Annotated in this window: 27 protein-coding genes and 1 tRNA gene; 17 read left to right on the forward strand and 11 right to left on the reverse strand. The window is 71.7% G+C overall.

Annotation, left to right across the window (positions count from 1 at the left end):
* The first annotated feature begins 1 nt into the window (after position 1).
* Complete coding sequence (locus ACWDRB_RS37990; RefSeq protein ID WP_363966412.1) at positions 2 to 640, forward strand: TetR/AcrR family transcriptional regulator; 639 nt, start codon at positions 2 to 4, stop codon at positions 638 to 640.
* A gap of 44 nt (positions 641 to 684) precedes the next feature.
* Positions 685 to 1,773, forward strand: coding sequence for a methyltransferase (locus ACWDRB_RS37995; protein ID WP_449902080.1), 1,089 nt, complete (start codon positions 685 to 687; stop codon positions 1,771 to 1,773).
* A gap of 3 nt (positions 1,774 to 1,776) precedes the next feature.
* Here ACWDRB_RS37995 and ACWDRB_RS38000 read toward each other — a convergent pair whose 3' ends face one another.
* The gene (locus tag ACWDRB_RS38000; RefSeq protein ID WP_449902082.1) at positions 1,777 to 2,748 is read right to left on the reverse strand and encodes a helix-turn-helix domain-containing protein; all 972 of its coding nucleotides are present in this window, start codon (positions 2,746 to 2,748) and stop codon (positions 1,777 to 1,779) included.
* A gap of 43 nt (positions 2,749 to 2,791) precedes the next feature.
* Between ACWDRB_RS38000 and ACWDRB_RS38005 the strand changes: the two genes are divergently transcribed.
* The 3 genes from ACWDRB_RS38005 (at position 2,792) to ACWDRB_RS38015 (ending at position 5,940) form a co-directional block, all read left to right on the forward strand.
* On the forward strand, positions 2,792 to 3,811 hold the full coding sequence (locus tag ACWDRB_RS38005) for a type III polyketide synthase (protein ID WP_449902084.1): 1,020 nt from the start codon (positions 2,792 to 2,794) through the stop codon (positions 3,809 to 3,811).
* Entirely contained in the window at positions 3,808 to 4,311 is a 504-nt protein-coding gene (locus ACWDRB_RS38010) for an isoprenylcysteine carboxyl methyltransferase family protein (protein ID WP_449902086.1), read from the forward strand. The genes ACWDRB_RS38005 and ACWDRB_RS38010 overlap by 4 nt, the downstream gene beginning before the upstream one ends.
* A gap of 153 nt (positions 4,312 to 4,464) precedes the next feature.
* On the forward strand, positions 4,465 to 5,940 hold the full coding sequence (locus ACWDRB_RS38015) for a YfbK domain-containing protein (protein ID WP_449902089.1): 1,476 nt from the start codon (positions 4,465 to 4,467) through the stop codon (positions 5,938 to 5,940).
* Between the two features lie 6 nt (positions 5,941 to 5,946).
* Here the strand turns inward: ACWDRB_RS38015 and ACWDRB_RS38020 are convergent, their stop codons facing one another.
* Positions 5,947 to 6,420, reverse strand: a complete 474-nt coding sequence (locus ACWDRB_RS38020) for a hypothetical protein (protein ID WP_350741768.1) — start codon at positions 6,418 to 6,420, stop codon at positions 5,947 to 5,949.
* A 75-nt stretch (positions 6,421 to 6,495) separates the two neighbouring features.
* The gene (locus tag ACWDRB_RS38025; RefSeq protein WP_355204794.1) at positions 6,496 to 7,179 is read right to left on the reverse strand and encodes a tRNA-dependent cyclodipeptide synthase; all 684 of its coding nucleotides are present in this window, start codon (positions 7,177 to 7,179) and stop codon (positions 6,496 to 6,498) included.
* Between the two features lie 105 nt (positions 7,180 to 7,284).
* Between ACWDRB_RS38025 and ACWDRB_RS38030 the strand changes: the two genes are divergently transcribed.
* A tRNA-Ala gene (locus tag ACWDRB_RS38030) sits at positions 7,285 to 7,357 on the forward strand.
* Between the two features lie 65 nt (positions 7,358 to 7,422).
* Here ACWDRB_RS38030 and ACWDRB_RS38035 read toward each other — a convergent pair.
* Both ACWDRB_RS38035 and ACWDRB_RS38040 read right to left on the reverse strand, forming a co-directional pair.
* Positions 7,423 to 7,908: a DUF6653 family protein gene (locus ACWDRB_RS38035; RefSeq protein WP_449902093.1), complete on the reverse strand. Its 486-nt coding sequence runs from the start codon at positions 7,906 to 7,908 to the stop codon at positions 7,423 to 7,425.
* On the reverse strand, positions 7,905 to 8,501 hold the full coding sequence (locus ACWDRB_RS38040; protein ID WP_355204788.1) for a TetR/AcrR family transcriptional regulator: 597 nt from the start codon (positions 8,499 to 8,501) through the stop codon (positions 7,905 to 7,907). Before ACWDRB_RS38040 ends, ACWDRB_RS38035 begins: the two co-directional genes overlap by 4 nt.
* A gap of 84 nt (positions 8,502 to 8,585) precedes the next feature.
* On the opposite strand from ACWDRB_RS38040, the gene ACWDRB_RS38045 reads away from it, so the two are divergent.
* Both ACWDRB_RS38045 and ACWDRB_RS38050 read left to right on the forward strand, forming a co-directional pair.
* Complete coding sequence (locus tag ACWDRB_RS38045; protein WP_397372247.1) at positions 8,586 to 8,819, forward strand: hypothetical protein; 234 nt, start codon at positions 8,586 to 8,588, stop codon at positions 8,817 to 8,819.
* 38 nt (positions 8,820 to 8,857) lie between these two features.
* On the forward strand, positions 8,858 to 9,757 hold the full coding sequence (locus ACWDRB_RS38050; RefSeq protein WP_449902096.1) for a bifunctional helix-turn-helix transcriptional regulator/GNAT family N-acetyltransferase: 900 nt from the start codon (positions 8,858 to 8,860) through the stop codon (positions 9,755 to 9,757).
* Here ACWDRB_RS38050 and ACWDRB_RS38055 read toward each other — a convergent pair.
* From ACWDRB_RS38055 to ACWDRB_RS38065, 3 genes are all read right to left on the reverse strand, one after another.
* Positions 9,696 to 10,598: a pyridoxamine 5'-phosphate oxidase family protein gene (locus ACWDRB_RS38055; protein ID WP_449902099.1), complete on the reverse strand. Its 903-nt coding sequence runs from the start codon at positions 10,596 to 10,598 to the stop codon at positions 9,696 to 9,698. The two genes, ACWDRB_RS38050 and ACWDRB_RS38055, sit on opposite strands and share 62 nt — an antisense overlap.
* The gene (locus ACWDRB_RS38060; protein WP_449902101.1) at positions 10,598 to 11,041 is read right to left on the reverse strand and encodes a VOC family protein; all 444 of its coding nucleotides are present in this window, start codon (positions 11,039 to 11,041) and stop codon (positions 10,598 to 10,600) included. Before ACWDRB_RS38060 ends, ACWDRB_RS38055 begins: the two co-directional genes overlap by 1 nt.
* 74 nt (positions 11,042 to 11,115) lie before the next feature.
* Positions 11,116 to 11,679, reverse strand: a complete 564-nt coding sequence (locus ACWDRB_RS38065) for a CGNR zinc finger domain-containing protein (RefSeq protein ID WP_449902104.1) — start codon at positions 11,677 to 11,679, stop codon at positions 11,116 to 11,118.
* A 99-nt stretch (positions 11,680 to 11,778) separates the two neighbouring features.
* Between ACWDRB_RS38065 and ACWDRB_RS38070 the strand changes: the two genes are divergently transcribed.
* On the forward strand, positions 11,779 to 12,384 hold the full coding sequence (locus tag ACWDRB_RS38070) for an acyl-CoA-like ligand-binding transcription factor (RefSeq protein ID WP_397372242.1): 606 nt from the start codon (positions 11,779 to 11,781) through the stop codon (positions 12,382 to 12,384).
* 9 nt (positions 12,385 to 12,393) lie between these two features.
* Positions 12,394 to 13,845, forward strand: coding sequence for an FAD-dependent monooxygenase (locus ACWDRB_RS38075; protein ID WP_449902106.1), 1,452 nt, complete (start codon positions 12,394 to 12,396; stop codon positions 13,843 to 13,845).
* On the opposite strand, the gene ACWDRB_RS38080 is transcribed toward ACWDRB_RS38075, so the two are convergent.
* Together ACWDRB_RS38080 and ACWDRB_RS38085 are read right to left on the reverse strand one after the other, a co-directional pair.
* The gene (locus ACWDRB_RS38080; RefSeq protein WP_449902108.1) at positions 13,842 to 14,672 is read right to left on the reverse strand and encodes an SAM-dependent methyltransferase; all 831 of its coding nucleotides are present in this window, start codon (positions 14,670 to 14,672) and stop codon (positions 13,842 to 13,844) included. The genes ACWDRB_RS38075 and ACWDRB_RS38080 overlap by 4 nt on opposite strands.
* 69 nt (positions 14,673 to 14,741) lie before the next feature.
* The gene (locus tag ACWDRB_RS38085; protein WP_397372239.1) at positions 14,742 to 15,689 is read right to left on the reverse strand and encodes a GlxA family transcriptional regulator; all 948 of its coding nucleotides are present in this window, start codon (positions 15,687 to 15,689) and stop codon (positions 14,742 to 14,744) included.
* A gap of 71 nt (positions 15,690 to 15,760) precedes the next feature.
* On the opposite strand from ACWDRB_RS38085, the gene ACWDRB_RS38090 reads away from it, so the two are divergent.
* Together ACWDRB_RS38090 and ACWDRB_RS38095 are read left to right on the forward strand one after the other, a co-directional pair.
* Complete coding sequence (locus ACWDRB_RS38090; RefSeq protein ID WP_449902111.1) at positions 15,761 to 17,026, forward strand: MFS transporter; 1,266 nt, start codon at positions 15,761 to 15,763, stop codon at positions 17,024 to 17,026.
* Entirely contained in the window at positions 17,023 to 17,682 is a 660-nt protein-coding gene (locus tag ACWDRB_RS38095) for an aminoacyl-tRNA hydrolase (RefSeq protein WP_363966379.1), read from the forward strand. Before ACWDRB_RS38090 ends, ACWDRB_RS38095 begins: the two co-directional genes overlap by 4 nt.
* Here ACWDRB_RS38095 and ACWDRB_RS38100 read toward each other — a convergent pair.
* Positions 17,672 to 18,640 (reverse strand): DUF3616 domain-containing protein, encoded by a 969-nt coding sequence (locus ACWDRB_RS38100; protein WP_449902114.1) that lies wholly within the window; start codon positions 18,638 to 18,640, stop codon positions 17,672 to 17,674. The genes ACWDRB_RS38095 and ACWDRB_RS38100 overlap by 11 nt on opposite strands.
* 162 nt (positions 18,641 to 18,802) lie before the next feature.
* Here ACWDRB_RS38100 and ACWDRB_RS38105 point away from each other — a divergent pair, with 162 nt between their 5' ends.
* From ACWDRB_RS38105 to ACWDRB_RS38125, 5 genes are all read left to right on the forward strand, one after another.
* The gene (locus ACWDRB_RS38105) at positions 18,803 to 19,600 is read left to right on the forward strand and encodes a hypothetical protein (protein ID WP_449902116.1); all 798 of its coding nucleotides are present in this window, start codon (positions 18,803 to 18,805) and stop codon (positions 19,598 to 19,600) included.
* A gap of 36 nt (positions 19,601 to 19,636) precedes the next feature.
* Entirely contained in the window at positions 19,637 to 21,571 is a 1,935-nt protein-coding gene (ftsH, locus tag ACWDRB_RS38110; RefSeq protein ID WP_350741801.1) for an ATP-dependent zinc metalloprotease FtsH, read from the forward strand.
* A gap of 67 nt (positions 21,572 to 21,638) precedes the next feature.
* Entirely contained in the window at positions 21,639 to 22,364 is a 726-nt protein-coding gene (locus tag ACWDRB_RS38115; protein ID WP_449902119.1) for a DUF937 domain-containing protein, read from the forward strand.
* A gap of 34 nt (positions 22,365 to 22,398) precedes the next feature.
* Positions 22,399 to 22,980, forward strand: coding sequence for a Maf family protein (locus tag ACWDRB_RS38120; protein WP_449902122.1), 582 nt, complete (start codon positions 22,399 to 22,401; stop codon positions 22,978 to 22,980).
* A gap of 10 nt (positions 22,981 to 22,990) precedes the next feature.
* A complete protein-coding gene (locus ACWDRB_RS38125) occupies positions 22,991 to 23,725 on the forward strand; it encodes an EI24 domain-containing protein (RefSeq protein WP_355204747.1) in 735 nt (244 codons plus the stop codon).
* Positions 23,726 to 24,036 lie beyond the last annotated feature (311 nt).

Below are 24,036 nucleotides of genomic sequence, written 5' to 3' on the forward strand. Positions count from 1 at the left end.
GATGCCCGCACGTACAGGAAGGCCGCCCAGGATCTCCCGGGCGGAGATCGTGGCCGCCGCTCACCGCGTCATCGAGGAGGACGGAGTCGGCGGCCTCACCATGCGCAGGCTCGCCAAGGAGGTCGGCAGCACGGCGATGGCGCTGTACCACCACGTACGCGACAAGGAGGAGCTGCTCCTGCTCCTCCTCGACGACTACGCCGCCGGCATGCCCAGGCCCGAGCTGCCGGACGAGCCGCGCGAGCGCGTGGTGGCCGTGGCCACTGCCATGCGCGACGGGCTGTCCGGCTGTCCGTGGATCGTGGACGTGCTCAGGGCCGACGACCTGCTCTCGGTCGGCGCGCTCTGGTATCCGGAGAAGATCGTCGACGCCGCCGTACGCGCCGGGCTGTCGGTCGAGCGGGCCGTGGACGCGTACCGGATCATCTGGCACTACACGGCGGGGGAGCTCGGCTCCCGGGCGGCGGCCGGGAAGCGGCGGGCGGAAGGGGGGCCGACGTATCGGGAGCGGGTGTTCGCCGAGCTGGATCCCGAAGAATTCCCGCTGATCAGCGCGGTGGGCGTACGGTGGGAGGAGTTGACCGCGCAGGACACCTACGCCCGGGGGCTGCGCGCCCTGGTGGACGGCCTGCTGCCGTAAATGGGTGGCCGCGCGGGCGCGGCATGTGAAACGGTCGGGTTCTGATGATCCACTGGACCGAGGCAGGGCAGGAACGTTCGGCGATCTGGCGGTCCGCGCTGGGCGCGCCGCCACCCAGGCGGGTGGTCACCGCCGACGACCGGATGACGGCCGACACCGCTTACCGGCTGGCCTGCGAGGGCACCGCGCTGCTCTGGCAGGGCGACTTCCAGAACGCCCGCCAGCTGCTGGCGGCCATGGGGCGCCGGTGCAAGCCCGCCGCCCCCGGCGCCGGGTTCCACCGCTACCGCCAGGCCCGCTCCCAGCGCGCCCGCACGCTGGGCATGCTGCTCGTCCCGTTCGCGGAAGACCACGTGGTGCCGCTGCGCAGGGCGCCGGACGTGCGCGAGGCGTGCGCCGAGGTGTACGGCGCCGAGGCCCCGCCGGCGGTCGGCCAGCTGCGCGAGCTGCTCGGCCTGATCGGGGCCCACGAATGGCGGCACAAGGGTGTCTACGTCCCCGCGCTCGAGGCCCGCATCCACCCGCACCACGGCGTGTTCTCGCCGATCAGGGGCGAGTACGTCGACCTGGTCGCGCGGGCGCCGCTGCCGGAGGACCATCGGCTGGCCTTCGACATCGGCACCGGCACCGGCGTGCTGGCCGCCGTGCTGGCCAGGCGGGGCGTGCACCAGGTCGTGGCCACCGACCTCGACCAGAGCTCCGTCGAGTGCGCCGAGGACAACCTCGCCCGCCTCGGGCTGGACGACCGGGTGGAGGTCGTGCGCGCCGACCTCTTCCCGTCCGGCCGGGCGCCGCTGGTCGTGTGCAACCCGCCGTGGTTGCCCGCCAAGCCGGTCTCGCCCCTCGACCAGGCCGTCTATGATCCCGGCGGGCGGATGCTGAACGGGTTCCTCGACGGTCTCGCCGGGCATCTGGAGCCGGGCGGCGAAGGCTGGCTCATCCTCTCCGACCTGGCCGAGCACCTCGGCCTGCGCACCAGGGCCGACCTGTCGGCCGCGTTCGAGCGGGCGGGGCTGCGCGTGGCCGGGCGCCTGGACGTCCCGCCCCGGCACCACCGGCCGAAGGACGAGCAGGACCCGCTGCACGAGGCCCGCGCCGCCGAGGTCACCTCCCTGTGGAGGCTCACGACCTGAGGGTCACGCGCTGAAGGCCCGCCGGTACGCCGACGGCGACGTCCGCATGGCCCGCGTGAAGTGGTGCCGGAACGTCACCGCGCTCTCGAACCCGACCGCCGCCCCGATCTCCTCCACCGGCGCCCCCGTGGACTCCAGCATCGGCAGGCTGGCCGCCACCCGCTGCGAGATCACCCACCGCAGCGGGCTGGTGCCGGTCTGCCGCTTGAAGTGCCTGATGAACGAGCGCTCCGACATGTGCGCCACCCTGGCCAGGTCCGCCACGGCGATCGGCCCGGCCAGATGCTCCAGGGCCCACGACATCGCCCTGGCCACCCCGCCGTCGTCCGCCACCGGCGTCACGGCGGCCTGGATGAACTGCGCCTGACCGCCCTCCCGGTGCGGCGGTATGACCAGGCGGCGGGCCACGGAGTTGGCCACGTTCGGCCCGTGGTCGCCGCGTACGAGGTGGACCAGCAGGTCGAGGCCCGCCGCGCTGCCCGCGCTGGTCAGCACGTCGCCGCCGTCCACGTACAGGACCGAGGGGTTGACCCGGACGAGCGGGAAACGCTCCTGGAGCAGCTCGGCGTACTTCCAGTGGGTGGTGGCCTCGCGCCCGTCCAGCAGCCCGGCCGCCGCCAGCGCGAACGCGCCCGAGCAGATCGACACCAGGCGCGCGCCGCGCGAGTGCGCGAGCCGCAGCGCGGACACGAGCGCGCCGGAGACCTCTCCGCGCACGTCCGCCACCCCGGGCACGATCACCGTGTCGGCCTCGGCCAGCACGTCCAGCCCGTGCGCCGCCTGCATGGTGAACCCGCCCACCACCCGCAGCGGCTCCGGCGTCTCCGCGCACACCGCGAGCGAGTACCACGGGAGGTCCAGCTCGGGCCGGGCCAGCCCGAAGAACTCCACGACGCAGCCGAGCTCGAACGGCGCCATGCCGTCGAACGCCAGCACGGCCACCCGGTGCGGCCTGGAGGGATGCGGCAGGAGCATGCCTCGCATGTTAGCCCCAGCCTTTCAGCGGCAAGAGAGGTATATGCATATATCGGCTGTGCAGACCGTTTTGCCGGATCATCGCTACGCGCAGGTGGAGATCACCGAGGCGTTCTCCCGGCTGACCGACTGCGACGAGGAGCTGCTGCGCCGATTCCATGCGGCGGCCGGCGTGGAGGGCCGCAATCTCGCGCTCCCGCTGGCCGACTACACCAAGCTCGACTCCTTCGCCCGCGCGAACGCCATCTACCTCGAAACCGCCCTCGACCTGACAGAACAGGCCGTCAAGGGCGCCCTGAACAAGGCCGGCGTGCGCCCGGAGCGGGTCGATCACCTGCTGCTCTGCTCGACCACCGGCATCGCCACGCCCTCGCTCGACGCCAGGCTGGCCCAGCGCGTGGGGCTGCGGCCGGACGTCAAGCGGGTGCCCGTGTTCGGCCTCGGGTGCGCGGCGGGCGCGTCGGGGCTGTCGCGCCTGCACGACTACCTGCGCGGCTGGCCCGACCACGTCGCGATGCTGGTGTGCGTCGAGCTGTGCTCGCTGACGATCCAGCGGGACGACACCTCGGTCGCGAACCTGGTGGCCAGCGCGCTGTTCGGGGACGGCGCGGCGGCCGTCGTGGCGACCGGGCGCGGGCAGGGCCCCGAGGTCGTCGCCACCCGCAGCCGGCTCTATCCGGACACCGAGCACCTCATGGGCTGGGAGGTCGGGCCGCACGGGTTCCGGATCGTGCTGGACCCGGACCTGACCACGTTCGTGGAGCAGGTGCTGGCCGGTGACATCAAGGCGTTCCTGGCGGACTACGGCCTGACCCCCGAGCAGGTCGCCACCTGGGTCTGCCATCCCGGCGGCCCCAAGGTCATCGAGACGATCGCGCGGACCCTCGACCTGCCTCCCAAGGCGCTCGACGTGACCTGGCGGTCGCTGCGCGAGCACGGCAATCTGTCCTCGGTCTCGGTGCTCCACGTGCTCCAGGAGACGCGGGGCCGGCCGGACACGCCCGCCGTGCTCCTCGCGCTGGGGCCGGGGTTCTCCGCCGAGCTGTTGCTGCTGCACTGGTGAGCGCGTACCTCGTCCTGATCGGGCTGGTCGCGCTGGAGCGGCTGGCCGAGCTGGCGGTGGCCCGCCGCAACCTGGCCTGGGCCAGGTCCAGGGGCGGCGTCGAGTACGGCCGGCGGCACTACCCCTGGATCGTCCTGGCCCACGCGGCGCTTCTCGGGGCGGCGCCCGCCGAGGTGTGGCTGCTCGGCCGCCCCTTCGTCCCGTGGCTGGGCTGGCCGATGCTGGCGGTCGTCGTCCTGGCCCAGGGGCTGCGCTGGTGGTGCGTCGGCACGCTGGGCAGGCAGTGGAACACCCGCGTGGTCGTGGTGCCGGGAATGCCGCTGGTGCACCGGGGGCCGTACCGGTGGCTGCGGCACCCCAACTACGTGGCCGTGGTCGCCGAGGGCCTCGCGCTGCCGCTGGTGCACTCGGCCTGGCTCACCGCGACGGCCTTCGCCGCCGCCAACGCGGTGCTGCTCACCGTACGGGTGCGGGTCGAGTACGCGGCATTGTCACGCTAGGGCCACAGCCCGATGGCCGGGACGTACTCCTGGTCACCCCGGCTGTCGCGGCTGTCACGACTGATCACGCGTCGATCGCGGTTTGTGCTCGCTTACGTCACTGGCTCGGCCTGGGCAGATCCAGTTCCGTCGTAGGGCATGGAGGTGGTTGCAATGAAATTTCGCCCTTTAGCGGCGGGAATCGGCATTGTTGCGCTGCTCGCCCTCTCTGCGTGCGGAGGCGGCTCCGGAAGCTCGACCAGCGGTGAACGCGCGGCGAAAGCTCCGGCGAACGCGGAACCGGCCCCGGTCCGCCCGTCCGCGTCACCCGCCAAGACGAACGGCGAGGAGGACACGACCACGGCCCAGATCTCCACGTTCGCCCTCGACGTGGACACGGCCTCGTACGGCTACGCCCGGCAGACCCTCCGGGGAGGCCGCTGGCCCGCGCCCGGCGAGATCCGCCCGGAGGAGTGGATCAACGCGTTCCGGCAGGACTACGCGCCGCCGTCGGACGACGGCTTCGCGGTGCACGTGGACGGCGCGAAGCTGCCGGAGCGCGACCAGGCGATCCTGCGCGTGGGCCTGCAGACGCGCGGTTCGGACGCGGCGGCGCGGCGACCCGCCAACCTCACGTTCGTCGTGGACGTGTCCGGCTCGATGGCCGAGACCGGGCGGCTGGACCTGGTCAAATCGGCCCTGCTCAAACTGCTCGATCAGCTCGCGCCGGGCGACCAGGTGTCGATCGTGTCGTTCAGCGACGACGCCGAGGTGCTGGCGTCGATGACCCCACTGACAGCGCGGCAGGAGCTGCGCGACGCGGTGAACGAGCTGACCGTCTCGGGCGGCACGAACCTCTCGGCCGGGCTCGTCACCGGCTACCAGGAGGCGTCCAAGGCGTTCCGTCCCGCCGCCACGAACCGGGTCATCCTGCTCTCCGACGGCCTGGCCAACCAGGGCTCCACCGAGTGGCGTACCATCCTCGACCAGGTCAAGGAGTACGCGGGCAAGCAGGTCACGCTGCTCACCGTCGGAGTCGGCCGCGACTACGGAGACGAGCTGATGGAGCAGCTCGCCGACAACGGCGACGGCATGGCCGTGTACGTCAGCAGCCAGGAGGAGGCCGACAAGGTCTTCACCACGCAGCTGCCCGCGAACATCGAGCTGCGGGCGCGCGACGCCAAGGCTCAGGTGGTCTTCAACCCGTCGGTGGTGGAGAGCTACCAGCTCATCGGGTACGAGAACCGCGCGCTGAACACGGAGGACTTCCGCGACGACACCCAGGACGGCGGCGAGATCGGCCCCGGCCACTCGGTGACCGCGCTCTACTCGCTGCGTCTCAAGCCGGGCGCCGACGGGCAGCTCGCCCAGGCCACCGTGCGCTGGCAGGACCCCGACACCCGGTCCGCCTCCGAGGCGAGCAAGTCGCTGCGGGCCGACGAGCTGGCCGCGTCGCTGGACAAGGCGCCGGTCCGGTTCCAGGTGGACGTGGTGGTGGCCGCGTTCGCGGTCTACCTGCGGGACCGCAAGGCGTTCGGCATGGACCTGCCCGAGCTCAAGGAGCAGGCCGCCCGGCTTGCGCCGGCCACCGAGGACCCGATGGTGACGGAGCTGGTCCAGCTCATCGACCAGGCCCGATCGGTGGGGTAAGGGGCTTCAGCCGAGTATGGGGGCGGCGGTGGCGGAGCTGTAGTAGAAGTCGTACATCGCCTGGGCGAACCCGTCCTTCGACACGTGCGCCACCTTGTTGCCGCGCAGCCGATCGAAGGACGCCCGTGACGCCGCCCCCGCCACGTCGTACGCCGACCACAGGCGCAGGAACTCGGCCCGGTCGAGCCGGTCGTCGCCGTCGTCGTCGAGCGCGTCCCAGAGGGCGTCGGTGATCGGCCTGACCACGTTGGCCACGAACTCGGCGCGGTCGAGCTCCGGGGCCAGCGCGTAGCCGATGTAGGACTCCCTGCTGATGCGGCCCTCGGGGTCGGTGCCGATGTTGTGGACGGCGTACTGCCAGACCCGCTCATACGCGTCCGCGACCCGCTGTGCGCCCTGCCCCGAGAGCCCGAGCCGGGCGCACAGCGCCGAGGCGACCACGATCATGTCGCGGTGGTCGAGGTAGCCGTTGTGATCCATGTCGCTCGTGTCGAACGCATGTCCAGCATTTCGAGCATCCGCATCCATAGCCGGCCACCTCAGGTGACGATGTTTTTACAGAGTGTTACTGAGATGGTCGGCGGGGCGGGCTGCCTGTGTCAATGCGGTGGAGACGAATCCCTGCGCGGATGCCGGACGCACCGGCAGCAGGCCGGCGTAGAGCAGGTCCACCATCGGCATCGGCCTGGGGTAGCAGAACACCGACGAGCCCGTGCCGAGGATCGACGGGGTGTCGATCACGAAGGGCAGCTCGGCCAGGAGGAACGGCAGGGCGTTCTCGGCCTGCTCGCGGGAGAGCTCCGGCGCGCCGACGATGGGCCGTACCGCGTCCATGCAGTGCTCCCTGAAGACCGGATCGGTGGCGAACAGCCGCTCCAGCCTCGTCCGCGCGCAGTCGTAGGCCGGGACGGAGGCCAGCTCGTTCCAGTCGAACACGGTGGCGTTGGGCGGGTCGAGGGCGTCGAGCGCGCGGACCACCCGGTTGCGCGTGTTGTTGGCCGCCGCCCTCGCCTTGGCCCCGGCCTTGGCCTCCGGACACCCCCTGGCGACCAGCGTCCCGGCCAGCTCGACGCCGGGCACGAGGACGTGCACCCGGGCGAACGTCCGGGTCGCCCAGTCGAGCAGGTGTCTGATGGTGCGGGGGGTGAAGTACCCGTTGAGCGCGCTGACGCCGATCACGGCATGCTCGCGGCGGTCGAGGAGCTGGGCGCATCGCGGGGTCAGGGGCAGTGGTTGCACGCTGGGCACGGCAACGGACAGTAGCAAGCTTTTACCCTGCGTATGCTTACTTTTTAACGTGTGCTTGAGGGGTCCGTAAGTCGGATACACTCATACACGCAGCAAGGGGCTATGGCGCAGTTGGTAGCGCGCCTCCATGGCATGGAGGAGGTCTGGGGTTCGAATCCCCATAGCTCCACCCCGACCTGACCGCCTCTGCCTCACCTTGATGGGCAGGGGCGGTTTCGCGCTGTCCCGGCGTTCTTACTCGCGGGCGGTGTCGCGGTGGGCCAGGTAGAGCTGGCCGAGCCGGTCGATGCGCCAGAGCTGGCCGAGCGTGACCAGCGTGGCGCCGAACACCGTCGGCCAGATGTCGAGCGTGATCAGCCCCCAGATGAGCAGCGCGAACCCCGCCGAGCCCACCCCGATGAGCAGCCGCTGCACGTTCCGGTGGTCGCCGGTGACCAGCGACCGGTCGCGCAGCCACAGCTTCTCGCCGTAGATGCCCCGGGCCGACCAGCTTCCGGGCTGCTCGATCGCCGGGAAGACGTGCGGGTTGACCGCCAGCCAGACGACGACCAGGCCCACCGGGACGAGGGCCCACCAGCCGAGCCACTCCCTGCTCCAGATGGCCGCGATCATCAGCGGGATGGCGGCGAACCGGGTCCAGACGCTCCACGGGTTGGCGTGCCGCTTCCACGCCTCGTCCGTCATGCCCGCGGCCTGCGCGTACCTCTTCAGCACATTCATGCGATGAGCCCCCTGGCCAGCGCGTTGATGGTGGCCTCGACCACCTGGGAGTGGTCGGGCCCGAACCTGTCGCGGTTGAGCACCAGCAGGCCGGCCGTGCGCAGCACGCCGACCAGCACCTCGGGCGGGACGTCCGCGACGAAGACGCCGTCGGCCTGCCCCCGGGCGAGGTAGTCGAGCAGCGGCGTCAGCAGGTGAGGCGTGACGCGGGCGACCTCCTCGGCCCCGACCCTGCGCGCCACCGCCTCCAGCTCCTCGGGCCGGGTGAGCAGCCGCCGGTAGAACGGGTCGGTGGTGAGCACGTCGATCAACTCGCGCATGATGTGGGCGAGCGCCTCGACGCCGGGCGGCCGGTCCAGGGCGGCGGCCAGCCGCTTGCCGAGCATGGGCGCCCTGCGGATCATCACCTCCTTGTACAGCTCCTCCTTGGACTCGAAGAACGCGTAGAAGCTGCCCTTGGCGATGCCCGAGGCCGCGACCAGCTCGTCGAGCGAGGTCTTCTTCAGGCCCTGGGTGGCGAAGAGCTCTTCGGCGGTGTCGAGCAGGGACGCGGTGATGCGCGCCCGGTCCTCGGTCGTGAATGCCACAGCCATGTGTATCCCTATGACTGGATCGGATATTCAGTCATAGTCTAGCACTTCTGGAGATATCGAATGCGTGTTCGTATAATGATCGGTATGGATACCGACACGCAAGACCTGCCCGAGCTCTGGCGCCCGCCCGTCGTGGAGCACGCCACGGCGGCCCGCTACCTGCTGGCCTGGGGCGACGACGCCGAAGGGGTGCGATGGGGATTCCTGCTCTGGCCGCCGCAGGCGAGCGAGGGCGCGCGATGGGTGCACTGGAAGGACATCCGCCCGGTCACGGGGGAGGACTACAGCACGGTGCCGGTCGCTGGTCCGTGGATGTGAGCTCGCGAAGGAGAGATTCCCTGACTAAAGTCAGAGATATGGACGGTGCGGCGATCGGCCGGGTGCGCAGGTTCCAGCGGACCGTGACGCAGCGGATCGGGGCGCTCAACGACAGCTTCCTGGCCAGGGATCGGGCGCTCGGGCAGTCGCGGGTGCTCTGGGAGATCGGCGCGGAGGGCAGCGAGGTGCGCGTCCTGCGGACGCGGCTCGACCTCGACTCCGGCTACCTGAGCAGGCTGCTGCGGTCGCTGGAGGCCGACGGGCTGGTGGTCATGGACGACGGCGGCTCCGACGGCCGGGTTCGCACGGCCCGGCTCACGCCGGCGGGGCTCGCCGAGCGGGAGGAGCTGGATCGCCGGTCCGACGAGGCGGCGGCGGACATCCTCGAGCCGCTCTCCGGCGCGCAGCGCGACCGCCTCGTGGCCGCCATGTCCGAGGTCGAGCGCCTGCTGCTCGCTTCCATGATCGCCATCGACGTGCTCGACCCGCGCCATCCCGGTGCCCGCCGCTGCCTCCAGGCCTACGCCGACGAGCTGGCCCGCCGGTTCGAGGGCGGCTTCGACCCGGCCCGCAGCATCTCCGCCACCGACGCCGAGCTGCGGCTCCCGGCCGGGATGCTGCTGGTCGCCGCGCTGCACGCCGAGCCGGTCGGGTGCGTGGCGCTCAAGCTCCACCCGGAGGCCGGGTCCGCCGAGATCAAGCGGATGTGGGTGGACCCGGCCGTGCGCGGGCTGGGGCTGGGGCGGCGGCTGCTCGCCGAGGCGGAGGGGAAGGCAGCCGCCCAGGGTGTCCGCACGCTGCGGCTGGAGACCAACCGGGCGCTCACGGAAGCCGTCGCCCTCTATCGGGCGAGCGGCTACCGGGAGGTGGCGGCGTTCAGCGACGAGCCGTACGCGCATCACTGGTTCGAGAAGCGCCTGCCTCGACCGGGGGGTTGAAGCGGTGATAGCCGGGGGCGGTCCAGCCGGCCGACACGGTCCCGCCCAGGTGCGCGTACTCGTCCAGCTCGAAGCGCACCGTCCGCTGGTCCCCCCATTCCACCCGGGCCCGGCCCGTGAGCTGCAGCGTCTCCCCACGCTCCCAGTCCACGAACAGCAGCCCGGCCGCCGGGTCCAGCTCCAGGTTGCCCAATGTCATGTACATCGCGTTGCCCTGGTAGTCGGGGAACTCCAGCGAGCGCGCCCCCGTCACCCGGACGAATCCGGGGTTGCCGCCCCGGTGCGACACGTCCGCCCCGAGCCCTTCGGCCCGCGTGGCGATGAAGAACGTGTCCGCCTCCGCGATCCACGTACGGTGCCGGTCCGGCAGCGCGATCCCGCGCTCCAGCCCCGCCGGCTCGCCCGGAGCGGAGGTGGGGGAGCGGGTCTGGATGTACTTGGGGCAGTTGGAGTAGACCTGCTCCGTCCACACCACCAGGGCGTCGCCGGCCCGCACGGCGGTGCCGTTCACGCGCATCCGGCGCCGCGTGTGCGGCTCGATGGCGATCAGGCCGACGTCCCGTTCCCGCTCGAACAGCCCGTGCAGCGGGTCGTCGTCGCCCGGCAGGGCGTGCAGCACGATCGTGCGGTCGTCCGTCGCGGAGGCGAACCCCGCGGGGCCCGTGAGCACGCCCGCCCACACGCGCCCGCCGTCGTCGGCCGCGCCCAGGACGACCATGTGCTGGTTCCGCAGGAACTCGGCGGCCGGCTCCGGGATCTCCGGGCGCGTCCGCGAGCTCCCGTGGTCCTCCAGTCGCACCCCCGTCCGGCGCTGCACGGCGACCTCACCCGGATGCCTCATTAGAAGAACCCGCAGGTCGGCGCGTCAGAGCTGGGCGCGGGCCGGTCACCCGCGGCGTCCGGGGCGAAGATCTCCAGCCGGATGCCGTCGGGGTCGGCGAAGAACACGCCGCCCGACGAGGCGCCCTCGCGGTGCGGCACGACGCCGTCGTGGAAGAGGGTCGCGCCGATCTCCCTGATCACCGTCTCCGCCCGGCGTACCGCGTCGAGGTCCGCCACCTGGAACGACAGGTGGTGCAGGCCCGGCCGGCCTGCCTCGAAGCGGCCCTCGCTCTGCTGCCAGAGCGTCAGCACCAGCGTGCCGTCCTGGGTCAGGAACGCGTACCGGCGGCCGTCCTCCTGCGACTCGCCCGCCACCGTGAAGCCGAAGACCCGCGTGTAGAACTCTTTGGACTTGTCGAGATCGGTGACGTTGAGCCCGACGTGCCCGGTCTGGAAGGACATTCCCCACTCCTCTAACGCATGCGCGGCCGAGTTGCCGTTAGAAATACTATAACGGCAACTCTGGCTTGCAAACGTTAGATTTTCTTGTGCTCCCGGTAGTGCCTGGCCGCCCGGGCGCGATTGCCGCAGCCCGTCGAGCACCACTCCTGGCGCGGGTGCTCCTTGACGAAATAGAGCACGCAGCGCGGGGCCTGGCAGGTGCGGACCAGTGCGCGGTCCGGCCCCGCGAGGAACTCGACGGCCGCCGTGGCGAGCCCGGCGAGCAGTCGCGTGCCGGGGGAGGCCTGCGTCGCGGGCGCGGTGGCGAGGGTCGGCTCGCCGTTCCAGTGCAGTTGGGGTGCGGTGGGGGCGGCCAGGGCGGTGGCGTTGACCAGGGCCAGCGACTCCTCGAACCCGGGCAGGATCGCCGCGTCCGCCCGGCTCGGCGGGCCCGGCGCCACGGCCTTGGCGAACAGGGCTCGTACGGCCTGGCGCAGGCGCACCGTCTCCAGGCGCAACTCCTCCGTGACGGTGAGGTCGCCGAGGTCGGGGGCGTGCGTCCGCGCCCAGGCCGTCATGCCGTCCGTGTCGGCCAGCCTGTCGACCAATCCGGACCGCTCGGCCCTGATCGTGCTGACGAATTCGAGGGTCAGGGACATGCTCCCAATCTAACGCGCCTGGGCTCTGCTATCCGTTAGTCTAAAACATGCGTAGTCCGAAAATTTGCTGACTCCGCACTTTTTGCGTACGATGAGCCCATGAGCGGACTGAGAGAGCGGAAGAAGCAGGCCACGCGCGAGGCGCTTATGACGGCCGCCCTCCGGCTGGCTCACGAGCGCGGGCTGGAGCGCGTACGCGTCGAGGACATCGCCGCCGAGGTCGGCGTCTCGCCCCGCACGTTCAACAACTACTTCTCCAGCAAGTACGAGGCGATCGCCGCCCGCCACACCGACCGCATCACGCGTTCGGTGGCGGCGCTGCGGGCCCGGCCCCCCGCGGAGCCGCTGTGGGAGGCGCTGACCGAGGCCATGGTCGAGCCCTGGGCGCTGGCCCGCACGGAGGTGGCGCCCGACCCCGAAGTGCTGGCGAGCATCAGGATGCTGGCGGAAGAGCCCGCGCTGCGGGCCGAGTCGCTGCAGATGGTGTTCGCCGGGAACAACGAGCTGGCCGCGGCCGTGGCCGAGCGCACCGGCACCGACGCCGCACGCGACCTCTACCCCCACCTCGTGGCCGTCGCCGTGGGCTCCGCCGTGCAGGCGGCCGTCGCCCACTGGCTGCGCTCCGACCCGCCGGTCCCGCTCGTACCCCTGTTGCGCGAGGCCCTGGGCGCGCTGGCGGCGGGGCTGCCCGACCCTTCCCTCTGAGGAGAACGCATGGACATCGTGATCATCGGTGGCGGCCCCAACGGGCTGATGCTGGCCTGCGAGCTGGCCCTGGCCGGAGTCCGCCCGATCGTCGTCGAGCGCCTGCCCCGGCGCAGCGACCAGCCCAAGGCCAACGGGATCGTCGGCCAGGTCGTCAGGCTGCTCCACCAGCGCGGCCTCGCCGTGGGGGACGCGCCGATGCCGGGGTTCGTGTTCGGCGCGCTGCCGCTGAACCTGGCCGGGCTGGAGGACAACCCGCTGTACGGGATGGGGATCAAGCAGCCGGCCCTGGAGGAGCTGATCGAGCGGCGGGCGGTCGAGCTGGGTGTGGAGATCAGGCGCGGGCACGAGCTGCTCGGCTTCACCCAGGACCCCCACGGCGTCTCGGTGGAGCTCCGGGGGCCCGAGGGAGCGTACGAGCTGCGCACCCGCTACCTGGTGGGCTGTGACGGCGCGCACAGCACGGTCAGGAAGCTCGCGGGCATCGGCTTCCCAGGAGTCACCTCGACCGACGTCGTGAGCCGCAGCGCCCACGTCACCGTGCCGGGCGCGGTGATCCGACCCGGGACGGTGGAGCTGGAGGTGCCGGGGCTGGGCACGTACGTGATGTACGCCTGGCACAGGACAGAGCGCGGCGCGTACGCGATCCTCCCCGCGGACCACGGGACCCTGCTGGTCAGCGCCATGGAGTGGGACGCCTCCGCGCCCGACGACGACGAGCCGATGACCGTCGGCGAGCTGCGCGCCGGCCTGGCCCGCGTGCTCGGCGCCGACCTGCCGCTCGCCGAGCCCACCGGTGAGGGCCCGCACCTGCTCAGGCGGCTCAAGGGCCGCAACACCCGCGTCGCCGACCGCTACCGGGAGGGCAGGGTCTTCGTGGTGGGCGACGCCGCGCACGTCCACTCGGCCATGGGCGCGCCCGGCCTCAACCTCGGCCTGCAGGACGCCGCCAACCTGGCCTGGAAGCTGGCCGCCGAGGTGCGGGGCTGGGCGCCGCCTGGGCTGCTCGACACCTACGACGCCGAGCGCCGCCCGGCCGCCCTGCGCGTCGCCGTGCACACCCAGGCACAGCTCGCGCTGGCCGCGCCGGGGCCCGAGATCACGGCCCTGCGTGAGGTGTTCGGCGAGCTGCTGGGCGACGACGGCGCCCGCCGCCGCATCGCCGCCATGATGGCCGGAGCGGACCTGGCCTACCCGGTGCCCGCGCCGGCGCATCCGCTGGCGGGCCGGTTCCTGGCCGACCTGCCGGCCGAGCCGGCCGCCCGCGCGTGGCCCATGCTGCTCGACGGGACGGGCGGCCTGCGCGTGCGGCACGGGCGCGTGCACGTGGTGCCCTTCCAGGGCGACGGCGCCGTGCTGGTGCGCCCCGACGGCTACGTGGCCTGGGCCGGCGAGCCCGACGAGACCCTCGACGAGGCCCTGAGGACCTGGTTCGGCGAGGGCCTGGAGGTGGCGGCCTAGGCCGGGCGGCGGCCCACGCCGGCCAGGATGCCGCCCTTGGAGAGGTCGTACGAGCCTCCGGGGGAGCTCTCGGGCGTCCAGTCGGCCACCGGCACGACACCCGGCCCGAGCAGCTCCAGCCCGTCGAAGTAGGAGGCGATCTCGTCGTAGCCGCGCCGCGCCAGGCCGCCCGAGGTCGTGCCGGAGTAGACCTGCTGGCCGGCCGTCGCGACGTCGTCCATGTCGTGGCCCGCGTACAGCAGGTGCGACAGCACCAGGTGGCCCCCGGGCCGCAGGCGCTCGCGGATGCGCGCGGCGATCCGATCGGCCTCGGCGTCGTCGTGGATGAAGTGCAGCACCGCGACCAGCAGCACGGCGTACGGCTGGGAGAGGTCGAGGTGCTCCGCGACGCGCGGGTCGTCCAGGATGGCGTCGGGATCCTTGAGATCGCCCTCGATCGCCACGACATCCGGGTCCCTGGCCAGCAGCGCGCGGGCGTGGACCAGCACGATGGGGTCGTTGTCGACGTAGACGACGCGGGAGCCGGGGGCGTGCCGCTGGGCCACCTGGTGCACGTTGTCCTGGGTGGGCAGGCCCGCGCCGATGTCGACGAACTGGCGCACCCCGGCCTCGGCGAGCATGCGTACGGCATGACCGATGAAGGCGCGGTTGGCCAGGGCGATCTCGCGGGCGTCGTTGCCCATCCGCCGGCCGATCTCCATCATCTTCTCGGCCGCCTCGCGGTCGGCGGCGAAGTTGTCGCGGCCCCCGAGGTAGTAGTCGTACATGCGGGCGACGCTGGGCACGTTCGGGTTGATCCCGGCGGGAACGCGATCCGCCTCGGCCATGTGACGACCCCTTCTAGTCGATCTTCCTGGGGCCGATTGTAGGGCTGAAATGTGGCTTTTGCCGGAGAATCAGAGTCGCCGGAACGTGTGCCGATACGCCAGCGGCGAAACTCCCACGGCCGCGTGCAGATGCTGACGGAGCGAGACCGCCGTCCCGAACCCCGCCTTCCTGGCCACCTCCTCCACGCCCAGCTCGGTCGTCTCCAGCAGGTGCCTGGCGTGCTGGACCCGCTGGCCGTTCAGCCACCTGGCCGGACTCACGCCGGTCTCGTCGCGGAAGCGCCTGGTGAACGTGCGCACGCTCATCCTGGCGTGCTCGGCCAGCGCGGTCAGGTCGAGCGGGCGCTCCAGGTGGGCCAGCATCCAGTCGCGGGTGGCCGCCGTGCCGCCGCCCGCCTCCGGCAGGTGCCGGTCGATGTACTGGGCCTGGCCGCCGTCCCGCCACGGCGGCATGACGCAGCGGCGGGCCGCGCGGTTGGCCACCTCGCTGCCGTGGTCGTTCCTGATCACGTGGAAGCACAGGTCGAGCCCGGCCGCCACGCCCGCCGAGGTCAGCACGTCGCCGTCGTCCACGTACAGCACGTCGGGATCGAGCTTGACCTGCGGGAAGAGCCGGGCGAACCGGTCGGCCTCGCGCCAGTGGGTGGTGGCCGGGCGCCCGTCGAGCAGGCCCGCCGCCGCCAGCACGAACGCCCCCGTGCAGATCGACAAGATCCTGCGCCGTCCTCGGAGCGCCGCGGCCAGCGTGTCCGAGATCGTCCCGTCGAGCAGTGCCCGGCCCGCGTGGATGCCGGGCACCACGACCGTGTCGGCGGTGTCGAGGACGTCGAGGTCGTGGTCGGGCAGCACGCTGTAGCCCGCCGAACAGCGGACCGGCATCCGCCCCTCCGAGCAGGTCACCACCTCGTACAACTTCTCGCCGTCCGCCGTCTCGGCCGTCCCGAACACCTGGCCGGGCACGCCGAGATCGATCGTGGCGAAGTGGTTGAGCACGACGACTGCCACGCGATGTGTCATGGCCGAATTCTTTCACATATTGACCATCCGGCCACTCGTGACCTTGTAAGGGGATAAAGCAGGATTGGCGCATGACGTTGAGCACCACCGCCCCCACGCGCCGCCTGCACCGGGCCTGGTTCGTGGCGGCCGTCGCCTTCGTGGCGATCCTGGGCGCGGCCGGGTTCCGCGCCACCCCCGGCGTACTGATCACCCCCTTGCAGGAGGAGTTCGGCTGGTCGGCCGGCACGATCTCCCTCGCGGTCTCCGTCAACCTGGTGCTCTACGGCCTGACCGCCCCCTTCGCCGCCGCCCTGATGGACCGCTTCGGCATGCGCCGCGTGGTCTCCCTCGCGCTGCTGCTGATCGCCGCGGGCAGCGGCCTGACCGTGCTGATGACGGCGAGCTGGCAGCTCCTGCTGTTCTGGGGCGTGCTCGTCGGGCTCGGGACGGGCTCGATGGCGCTGGTGTTCGCCGCGACCGTGGTGGACCGCTGGTTCGTCCGGCACCGCGGGCTGGTCACGGGCGTGCTCACCGCGGCCGGCGCCACCGGGCAGCTGATCTTCCTGCCCGTGCTGGCCCAGCTCGCCGAAGGGCCGGGGTGGCGCTTCGCCTCGCTGACCGTGTCCGGTGCGGCGCTGGCGGTGGCGCCGTTCGTGTGGTGGCTGCTGCGCGACCACCCCGCCGACGTGGGCACGACGGCGCTCGGCGCGGAACCGGACGCGGTCCGCACCGCGCCCCCGGGCAAGGTGAACGCGGCGGTCAGGGCGGTCACCGTGCTCGCCTCGGCGGCCAGGACCCGGCCGTTCTGGCTGCTCGCCGGCGGCTTCGCGATCTGCGGCGCCAGCACGAACGGCCTGGTCGGCACCCACTTCATCCCCGCCGCGCACGACCACGGCATGGCCGAGCCCGTGGCCGCCGGCCTGCTGGCGGTCATCGGGATCTTCGACATCGCGGGCACGATCGCGTCCGGCTGGCTCAGCGACCGGGTCGACCCCAAGGTGCTGCTCGGCGTCTACTACGCGCTGCGCGGGCTCTCCCTGATGGTGCTGCCGAGCCTGTTCGCGGCCACGACCGAGCCCAGCATGCTGATCTTCATCGTGTTCTACGGGCTGGACTGGGTGGCGACCGTGCCGCCCACGGTGGCGCTGTGCCGGCGGATCTACGGGGCCGACGGAGCCGTGGTGTTCGGGTGGGTGTTCGGCTCGCACCAGGTGGGGGCCGCGTTCGCCGCCGTCGCCGCCGGGCTCACCCGCGACCACCTGGGCAATTACGACCTCGCCTGGTACGGCGCCGGCGCCTTGTGCCTCCTCGCCGCGGGCATGTCCATGGCCATCGTGCATGCTAGAGGGCGATGAATTCTGAGCTTTATGTCCTGCCGCTGGTCGTCAGGATCGAGAGAGCCGCGCCTCCCGAACGCACCGACGCGCTGGAAGCGGCCGCCATGGCCGTGCTGAGCCTGCTGGACGACCCCGGCGAGTGGGCCGCCGAGCTGCACTCCTGGGAGTCCACCGGCAAGATCCGCAAGGTGGTCCGCCGGGCCAGGGGCGCCGAGTGGCGCAGGGCGGTCGCGCTGCCGGGGCGCACCGTCGAGCACCGTACGGCCGAGGTGCGCGTCCATCCGCCCGTGCCGCTCGACGGCTGGCCGCGGGACCTCGCGCGGCTGCAGGTGGGCGGCACCGAGCTGAGCGACACCGCCGATCCGCCGCCCGCGGAGCCGCCGGTCCTGTGGGCCAATCCGGGCCTGGCCATGTCCGCGGGCAAGGCCATGGCGCAGGCCGGGCACGCCGCCCAGCTCGCCTGGTGGGCCAGCGACGCGGCCGAGCGGGAGGCCTGGCGCGCCCGCGGTCTCGCGGTGTCCGTGCGCACCGCGGCCTCCCAGGGCGACTTCGACGCCATGGCCGCCGCGGGGCTGCCCGTGGTGCGCGATGCCGGGTTCACGGAGATCGAGCCGGGCTCGTGCACGTTCGTGGCCGAGGCGTCCTGGTTGCGCGGACGCGTGGCTAGATCGTGAAGACGTCCGCCAGCACGCCGCCCGCCGGGGTGATCCGCGCGGGCGACGGGCTGTCGTACACGACCATGATCCTGCCGTCGTCCAGCAGCGCCAGCCCCTCGGGGTGGTCGCACTTCACGCCGTAGGGCAGCTCGATCACCGTCTCCAGCTCGCCTTCGGGAACGACTCCCTGCCTGGTGCCGGGCCGCCAGCGCACGATCCGTACGGGACCGTCGAGGTCCATGGTCGGGCCGGCGAGGATCAGCAGCGAGTCCCCGTCCGGGCAGAGGTCCCGTACGCCCAGCCCGCCCAGGTCCAGGAAGTGCTTGCGGTACGGCTCCCGCAGCCGCAGCCGTGACCTGCCCGCCTCCTCGATCCGCAGCTCCAGCAGCACCGCCCAGCCGCGCAGCACGGGGCCGCGCAGCCCGAGATAGATCCGCTCGGACACGACGGCGATGCCCTCGACGTCGAGCCCGTTGTCCTTGCCCGGCAGCTCCAGGAACGGCGCCAGGTGCCGGTCGTCGCGCATGTGCGTGGTCAGGTTGTCCCCGCCGGCGAGGATCGTTCCAGGGCCCGGAGTCTCGTCGTGGAGCGGCAGCCGGGTCAGGATGAACCGGTTCTCCTCCCTGACCACCGTGGCCAGCCGATCGGCGGCCTTCTCCGGGTCCTTCGACTTGACCTTCTTGCGCTTGAGGCTGTGCGAGCCGACCAGCCAGAGGTAGCCGTTCGCGCGGGCCAGCCCCTCGATGTCGGCCTCGTCCTCGGGGCCCGCGGGCAGCTCGACGTAGTCGGCCAGCGGGAACGTGCGCTGGGCGCCGAAATGGTCGCCCAGCCATGTCAGGTGCTCGAAGGTCGCGGTCTCGTCGCCGGCCACCCAGAGCCCGGCGGAGCCCTGCCGGATCGCTGAGAGGTTCGTGTGCGTTTGGGCCGCTCGCGCGGCGTGGTCGAATCGCAGCTCAACCTGTTCCACGTCGTCCATGATTGCACTTCGGTAGCTTCCAAGGCGCAATGGCTGGATATGTCGTACGCTCCGCTCGTGCTCGATGGGGAAGAAGAGATCAAGGGTTCCCAAGTGAGGACCGCGGCGAGGCCCGGAACCCCTGCTTCTCCGCCCAAACGCTCCCGTATCGGAGATATCCGGATGCGGGTGGTGTACCGGGGGCTCGCCGCGATCGGCCTGGTCGCGGCCGCGGCCGCGACGCTGGTCGTGGTGCTCCCGTCAGGGCCGGACGAGGTCGCGGCGGGGCCGGTAACCGCGCCGCCGGCCGCACCGTCCTCGTCCGGCCCCGCGCCTTCCACCGCGCCTTCCACCGCGCCTTCCACCGCGGCTCCTCCGTCTGCGGCTCCTCCGTCTGTGGCCCCCACAGCGGAGGCGACGCCTTCGCCCGGCCCGTCGCTCGCGCCCGGTTACACGGCCATGCAGGCCCTGTACGCCGACCCGCGCGTCCCCAAGCTGACGGGCCGGATCAAGCGGATGTCCCTGGCCTCCCCGTCCAGGAAGATCGTCAAGGACAGGCGCATCGGGCTGGCGGTGCCGAACCTCTCCAAGCCGTGGAAGTCGTACGGCGCGGCGCCGTTCACCTCCAAGCAGGTGCTCCCCAAGACGCGCGCCGGCCTGCGTGGGATGTTCGTCACATGTCCGCTCCCGATCATGCGGCAGAAGTCCCCGCGCGACACGGCGCTGCTCGCGGCCCGCTGGACGCTCAACCACCACCCCGAAGGCTCCAGGATCACCTGGCTCGCCTCGCAACCCGTCAAGCGCGGCTGGATGCTCGTATATCGCGTCAAATACGGAAAGCATCAGTCGCGGGCGGCCGTCGTCGTGATGGACGGGGGAATGAGTAAGCCGGGGCTGGCGTTCGTCACAGTGCCTGACTCGCAGCGCAAGCAGTGGCGTGACATCAGCCGCGTGGTCGCCGGGGTGCGTGTTCTAGGCTAAAAGGATCATGTATGCGGCGATGTGGGGAGTGACGCCGTGGAACGCTCGGGACAGCCGCAGGCACCGAAGAACGGCAAGGGCAAGCCGCCCTGGCGTTCGGAGGGCCTGCCCGGCACGCCCGGAGGCCGGCCCAAGATCAACTGGTGGCGATTCGTCGTCACCTTGCTCGTGGTGTACGCAGGCTTTTTCGTCGTGTCGTCGTTCGTCGACAGCGGATCCGTCGAGACGATCTCGTACACCGAGTTCACCAAGCAGGTGAACTCCAAGAACGTCAAGGACATCTACGCCCAGGGCCTGTCCGTCGAGGGCGACCTGCGGTCGGCGGCGAAGAACCCCGAGAGCAACGAGTCCTACACGAAGTTCGCGACCGAGATCCCGGCCTTCGCCAACACCGACCAGCTCGACCAGCAGTTGTCCACCGGCCAGGTCGAGATCACCTCCAAGCCGATCACCCGTGGCTTCTTCTCCAACCTGCTGCTCTCGCTGCTGCCCGTGCTGCTGCTGGCCGGGTTGTGGATCTGGGTCATGCGCCGCGGCGCCAGCCTGATGGGCGGCGGCCTCGGCGGCATCGGCAAGTCCAAGGCAGCCAAGCCGGTCGAGGCCGGGCAGGTGCGGGTCACGTTCGACGACGTCGCGGGCATCGATGAGGTCGAGAACGAGCTCGTCGAGATCGTCGACTACCTCAAGGACCCCGGGAAATACCGCAGGCTCGGCGCGAAGCTGCCCAAGGGCGTGCTGCTCGCCGGCCCTCCCGGCACCGGTAAGACGCTGCTGGCCAGGGCGGTCGCGGGCGAGGCCAAGGTGCCGTTCTTCTCGGCCAGCGCCTCCGAGTTCATCGAGATGATCGTGGGCGTGGGCGCCTCGCGGGTGCGCGACCTGTTCGAGGAGGCGCGGAAGGTGGCGCCGTCGATCGTGTTCATCGACGAGATCGACGCCATCGGCCGGGCCCGCGGCGGTGCCGGCGGCCTCGGCGGCCACGACGAGCGCGAGCAGACGCTGAACCAGATCCTCACCGAGATGGACGGCTTCTCCGGCGCCGAGGGCGTGATCGTCATCGGGGCCACGAACCGTCCCGAGGTGCTCGACCCGGCGCTCCTGCGTCCCGGGCGCTTCGACCGTACCGTCCAGGTGGGGCTGCCTGACGCGGCCGGCCGCACCGCCATCCTGCAGGTGCACACGCGGGGCGTGCCGCTGGACGGCGAGGTCAGCCCTGACCAGCTCGCCAAGACCACCCCCGGCATGACCGGCGCCGACCTGGCCAACCTGGTCAACGAGGCCGCCCTGCTCGCCGCCAAGCGCGGCAAGGAGAAGGTCACGATGTCCGACTTCGCCGACGCGCTGGAGAAGCTGCAGCTCGGCGCGGCCCGCAGCATCGTGATGCCGGAGGAGGAGCGCACCAGGACCGCCTTCCACGAGGCCGGTCACGCGCTGCTCGGCATGCTCCAGCCGGGCGCCGACCCGGTCAGGAAGATCTCGATCATCCCGCGCGGGCGGGCACTCGGGGTCACGCTGTCCACCCCCGACACCGACCGGTACGCCTACGACGAGCAGTACCTGCGCGGGCGCATCACCGGCGCGCTCGGCGGCATGGCGGCCGAGCAGGTCGTGTACGGAGTCATCACCACGGGCGCCGAGAACGACCTGGAACAGGTCACCATGATCGCCCGTGGCATGGTCGGGCGCTGGGGCATGTCGGAGAAGGTCGGCCCGCTGACCATCCTCCCCAACGACGGACAGCAGCCGCAGGCCTCGCCCGCGACGCTCGCCACCGTCGACGAGGAGGCGCGGCGGATCGTGGACGAGTGCTACGAGCGCGCGATCCAGATCCTCACCGACAACCGCGACAAGCTCGACGCCATCGTGAAGGCCCTGCTCGAACACGAGACGCTCGACGAGGCCGGCGCATACACGGCGGCGGGCCTGGCCTCGTCGGCCACTCCCGTCCCCGTGAGCGGCTTTTCCGAGAATTAGCGCAAATCGGGCATTGCTCCGGCCCTGATCAGGGCAGCTCTCCCGGAACAACGATCGGGGGACTGTCGTGACACTGACGGACGAGCTCCTCACCGAGCTCGGAGACTCAGGGCTGGAGCAGATCGCAGGGATGCTCGGCACGGACACGACCATGGCCCGCGACGTGGTCGAGGCCGTGTCGGGCGTCATCGTCGGGGGCATGGCCCGCAACGCCCGTCACCCGGACGGCGCCGACGCCCTGCGCGCGGCCCTGGACGACCACGTGGACACCGATCCCTTCACCGGCGACGTGGCCTCGCTGACCCGCGACGGGCACAACATCCTCGGCCACGTCCTGGGCGGCCAGGGAACGGAGGAGGCCGCGGACGCGCTGGCGCGGTTCGCCGGAGTCGACCCGGGGATCATCATGAGGCTGCTGCCCCTCGTCGCGCCCATGATCATGTCCCTGCTCGCCAACCGGGCCGAGAGCCGCGGCATGAACGCGGGCGCTCTGGCCGACGACCTGGACCGCGAGCAGCCGGCCTGCCCGGGGGAGCTGGGCGAGCTGCTCCAGGGGCTGCTGGACGCCGTCTTCGGCGGCGGGGTGCCCGCGCAGGGCGGACCGTACGAGTCCCGCCCGCCCTCCGGCATCAGCCCTGACACCGGCCGCGACAACGGCTCCGGCACCGGCCGCGACAACGGCCCCGACAACGGCCCCGACGCCGGCACCGTGGGCCGTCGCGGCGCCCCGGACGGTCATGAGGAGGGGGACCCGCACGAGGTGGCCCCCGGCACCTCCAACCCCGACTGGTGAATGACGCGGCGCAGGTCAACGGTAGGCTTATGCGGTGATCGTTCTGGCCTCAGCCTCCCCCGCCCGCCTCGCCCTCCTCCGCAGCGCCGGGCTCGACCCCAAGGTGATCGTCAGCGGCGTCGACGAAGACTCGTTCTCCGCGCACACCCCGGCGGCACTCAGCCTCGTGCTCGCCAAGGCCAAGGCGGAGGCGGTCGCGAACGGGCTCGACGAGGGCCTGGTCATCGGCTGCGACTCGATCCTGGAGCTGGACGGCCGCCCGTACGGCAAGCCCGCCACGCCTGAGGAGGCCGCCGAGCGGTGGCGGCTCATGCGCGGGCGCACGGGACGCCTGGTGACGGGTCACTGCGTGATCGACGTGGCCGCGGGCAAGCAGGCGGCGCAGGTCGCCACCACCGTGGTCCGCTTCGGCCGACCGTCCGACGAGGAGATTGCCGCGTACATCGCGACGGGGGAGCCGCTCAGCGTGGCCGGGGCCTTCAGCATCGACGGGCGCGGCGGTTGGTTCGTCGAGGGCATCGAAGGCGACCACGGCAACGTGATCGGCATCTCGCTGCCGCTGCTGCACGACCTGTTCGCGGAGCTGGGCTACGCGGTGACGTCGTTCTGGCGCTAGCCTGCCGGGCATGCGATCACTGCGCGACTTCACGTCCGGCGTCGGCTTCTTCTTCCAGGGGTTGGGGTGGGTCGCCAGGCATGGGCGGTGGTGGCTGTTCGGGCTGATCCCGGCGCTGATCGCGTTCGCGGTGTACGTCGCGGCGCTGATCTTACTGGGCACGCACGCCACCGACCTGGCCGCGTTCCTGACGCCGTTCGCGGAGTCGTGGGGCTGGCGTGACCTGTTCAGGACGCTGGTGGGGATCCTGCTGTTCCTCGGAGGGCTGGCGCTGGCCGTACTGACCTTCACCGCGCTCACGCTGGCGATCGGGGAGCCGTTCTACGAACGGCTGTCGGCCGAGGTGGACCCGCTTCCGGACGCCGACGAGCAGCCGTGGTGGCGCACCCTGCCGCGCTCGCTCAGAGACAGCCTGATCACGCTGTTCTACGTGCTCCTTTTCACGATCCCGCTGTTCTTCCTGGGCTTCGTTCCGGTGGTCGGCCAGACGGTGGTGCCGGTGCTCGGGGCGCTCGTCTCGGGCTTCTTCCTGACGGTGGAGCTCACCACCCTGGCGCTGGAGCGGCGGGGGATGGCCCGCAAGCAACGCTTCGCGCTGCTGCGCGCGAACAAGGCCAGCGCGTTGGGGTTCGGGGTGGTGGGATTCCTGCTGTTCCTGGTGCCGTTCGTCGCGGTCATCGCCATGCCCGCCGCCGTAGCCGGCGCCGCCCTCCTGGTCCGCGCCCACCTGACCCCCACCTCATAACCCTCACTCCCACCCGATCCCCCCGTCTCATGGCCCCCCACCTCATCCCTTCTCGGCCAGCGCCTTCTCGGCCAGCCTCCACCCCCAGCGCCTCCACCCCCCGGCCCCTTTGACCCCAGCCTTTCGACCCCAGGGCCTTCACCCCAGCCCTTTGACCCCAGCCCTTCACCCCCAGAGCCTTCACCCCCAGAGCCTTCGGCTCGGCCCGCCCTCTCCGGCTCGGCCCGCCCTCTCCGGCTCGGCCCGCCCTCTCCGGCTCGGCCCGCCCTCTCCGGCTCGGCCCGCCCTCTCCGGCTCGGCCCGCCCTCTCC

The sequence above is a fragment of the Nonomuraea sp. NPDC003707 genome (assembly GCF_053587055.1).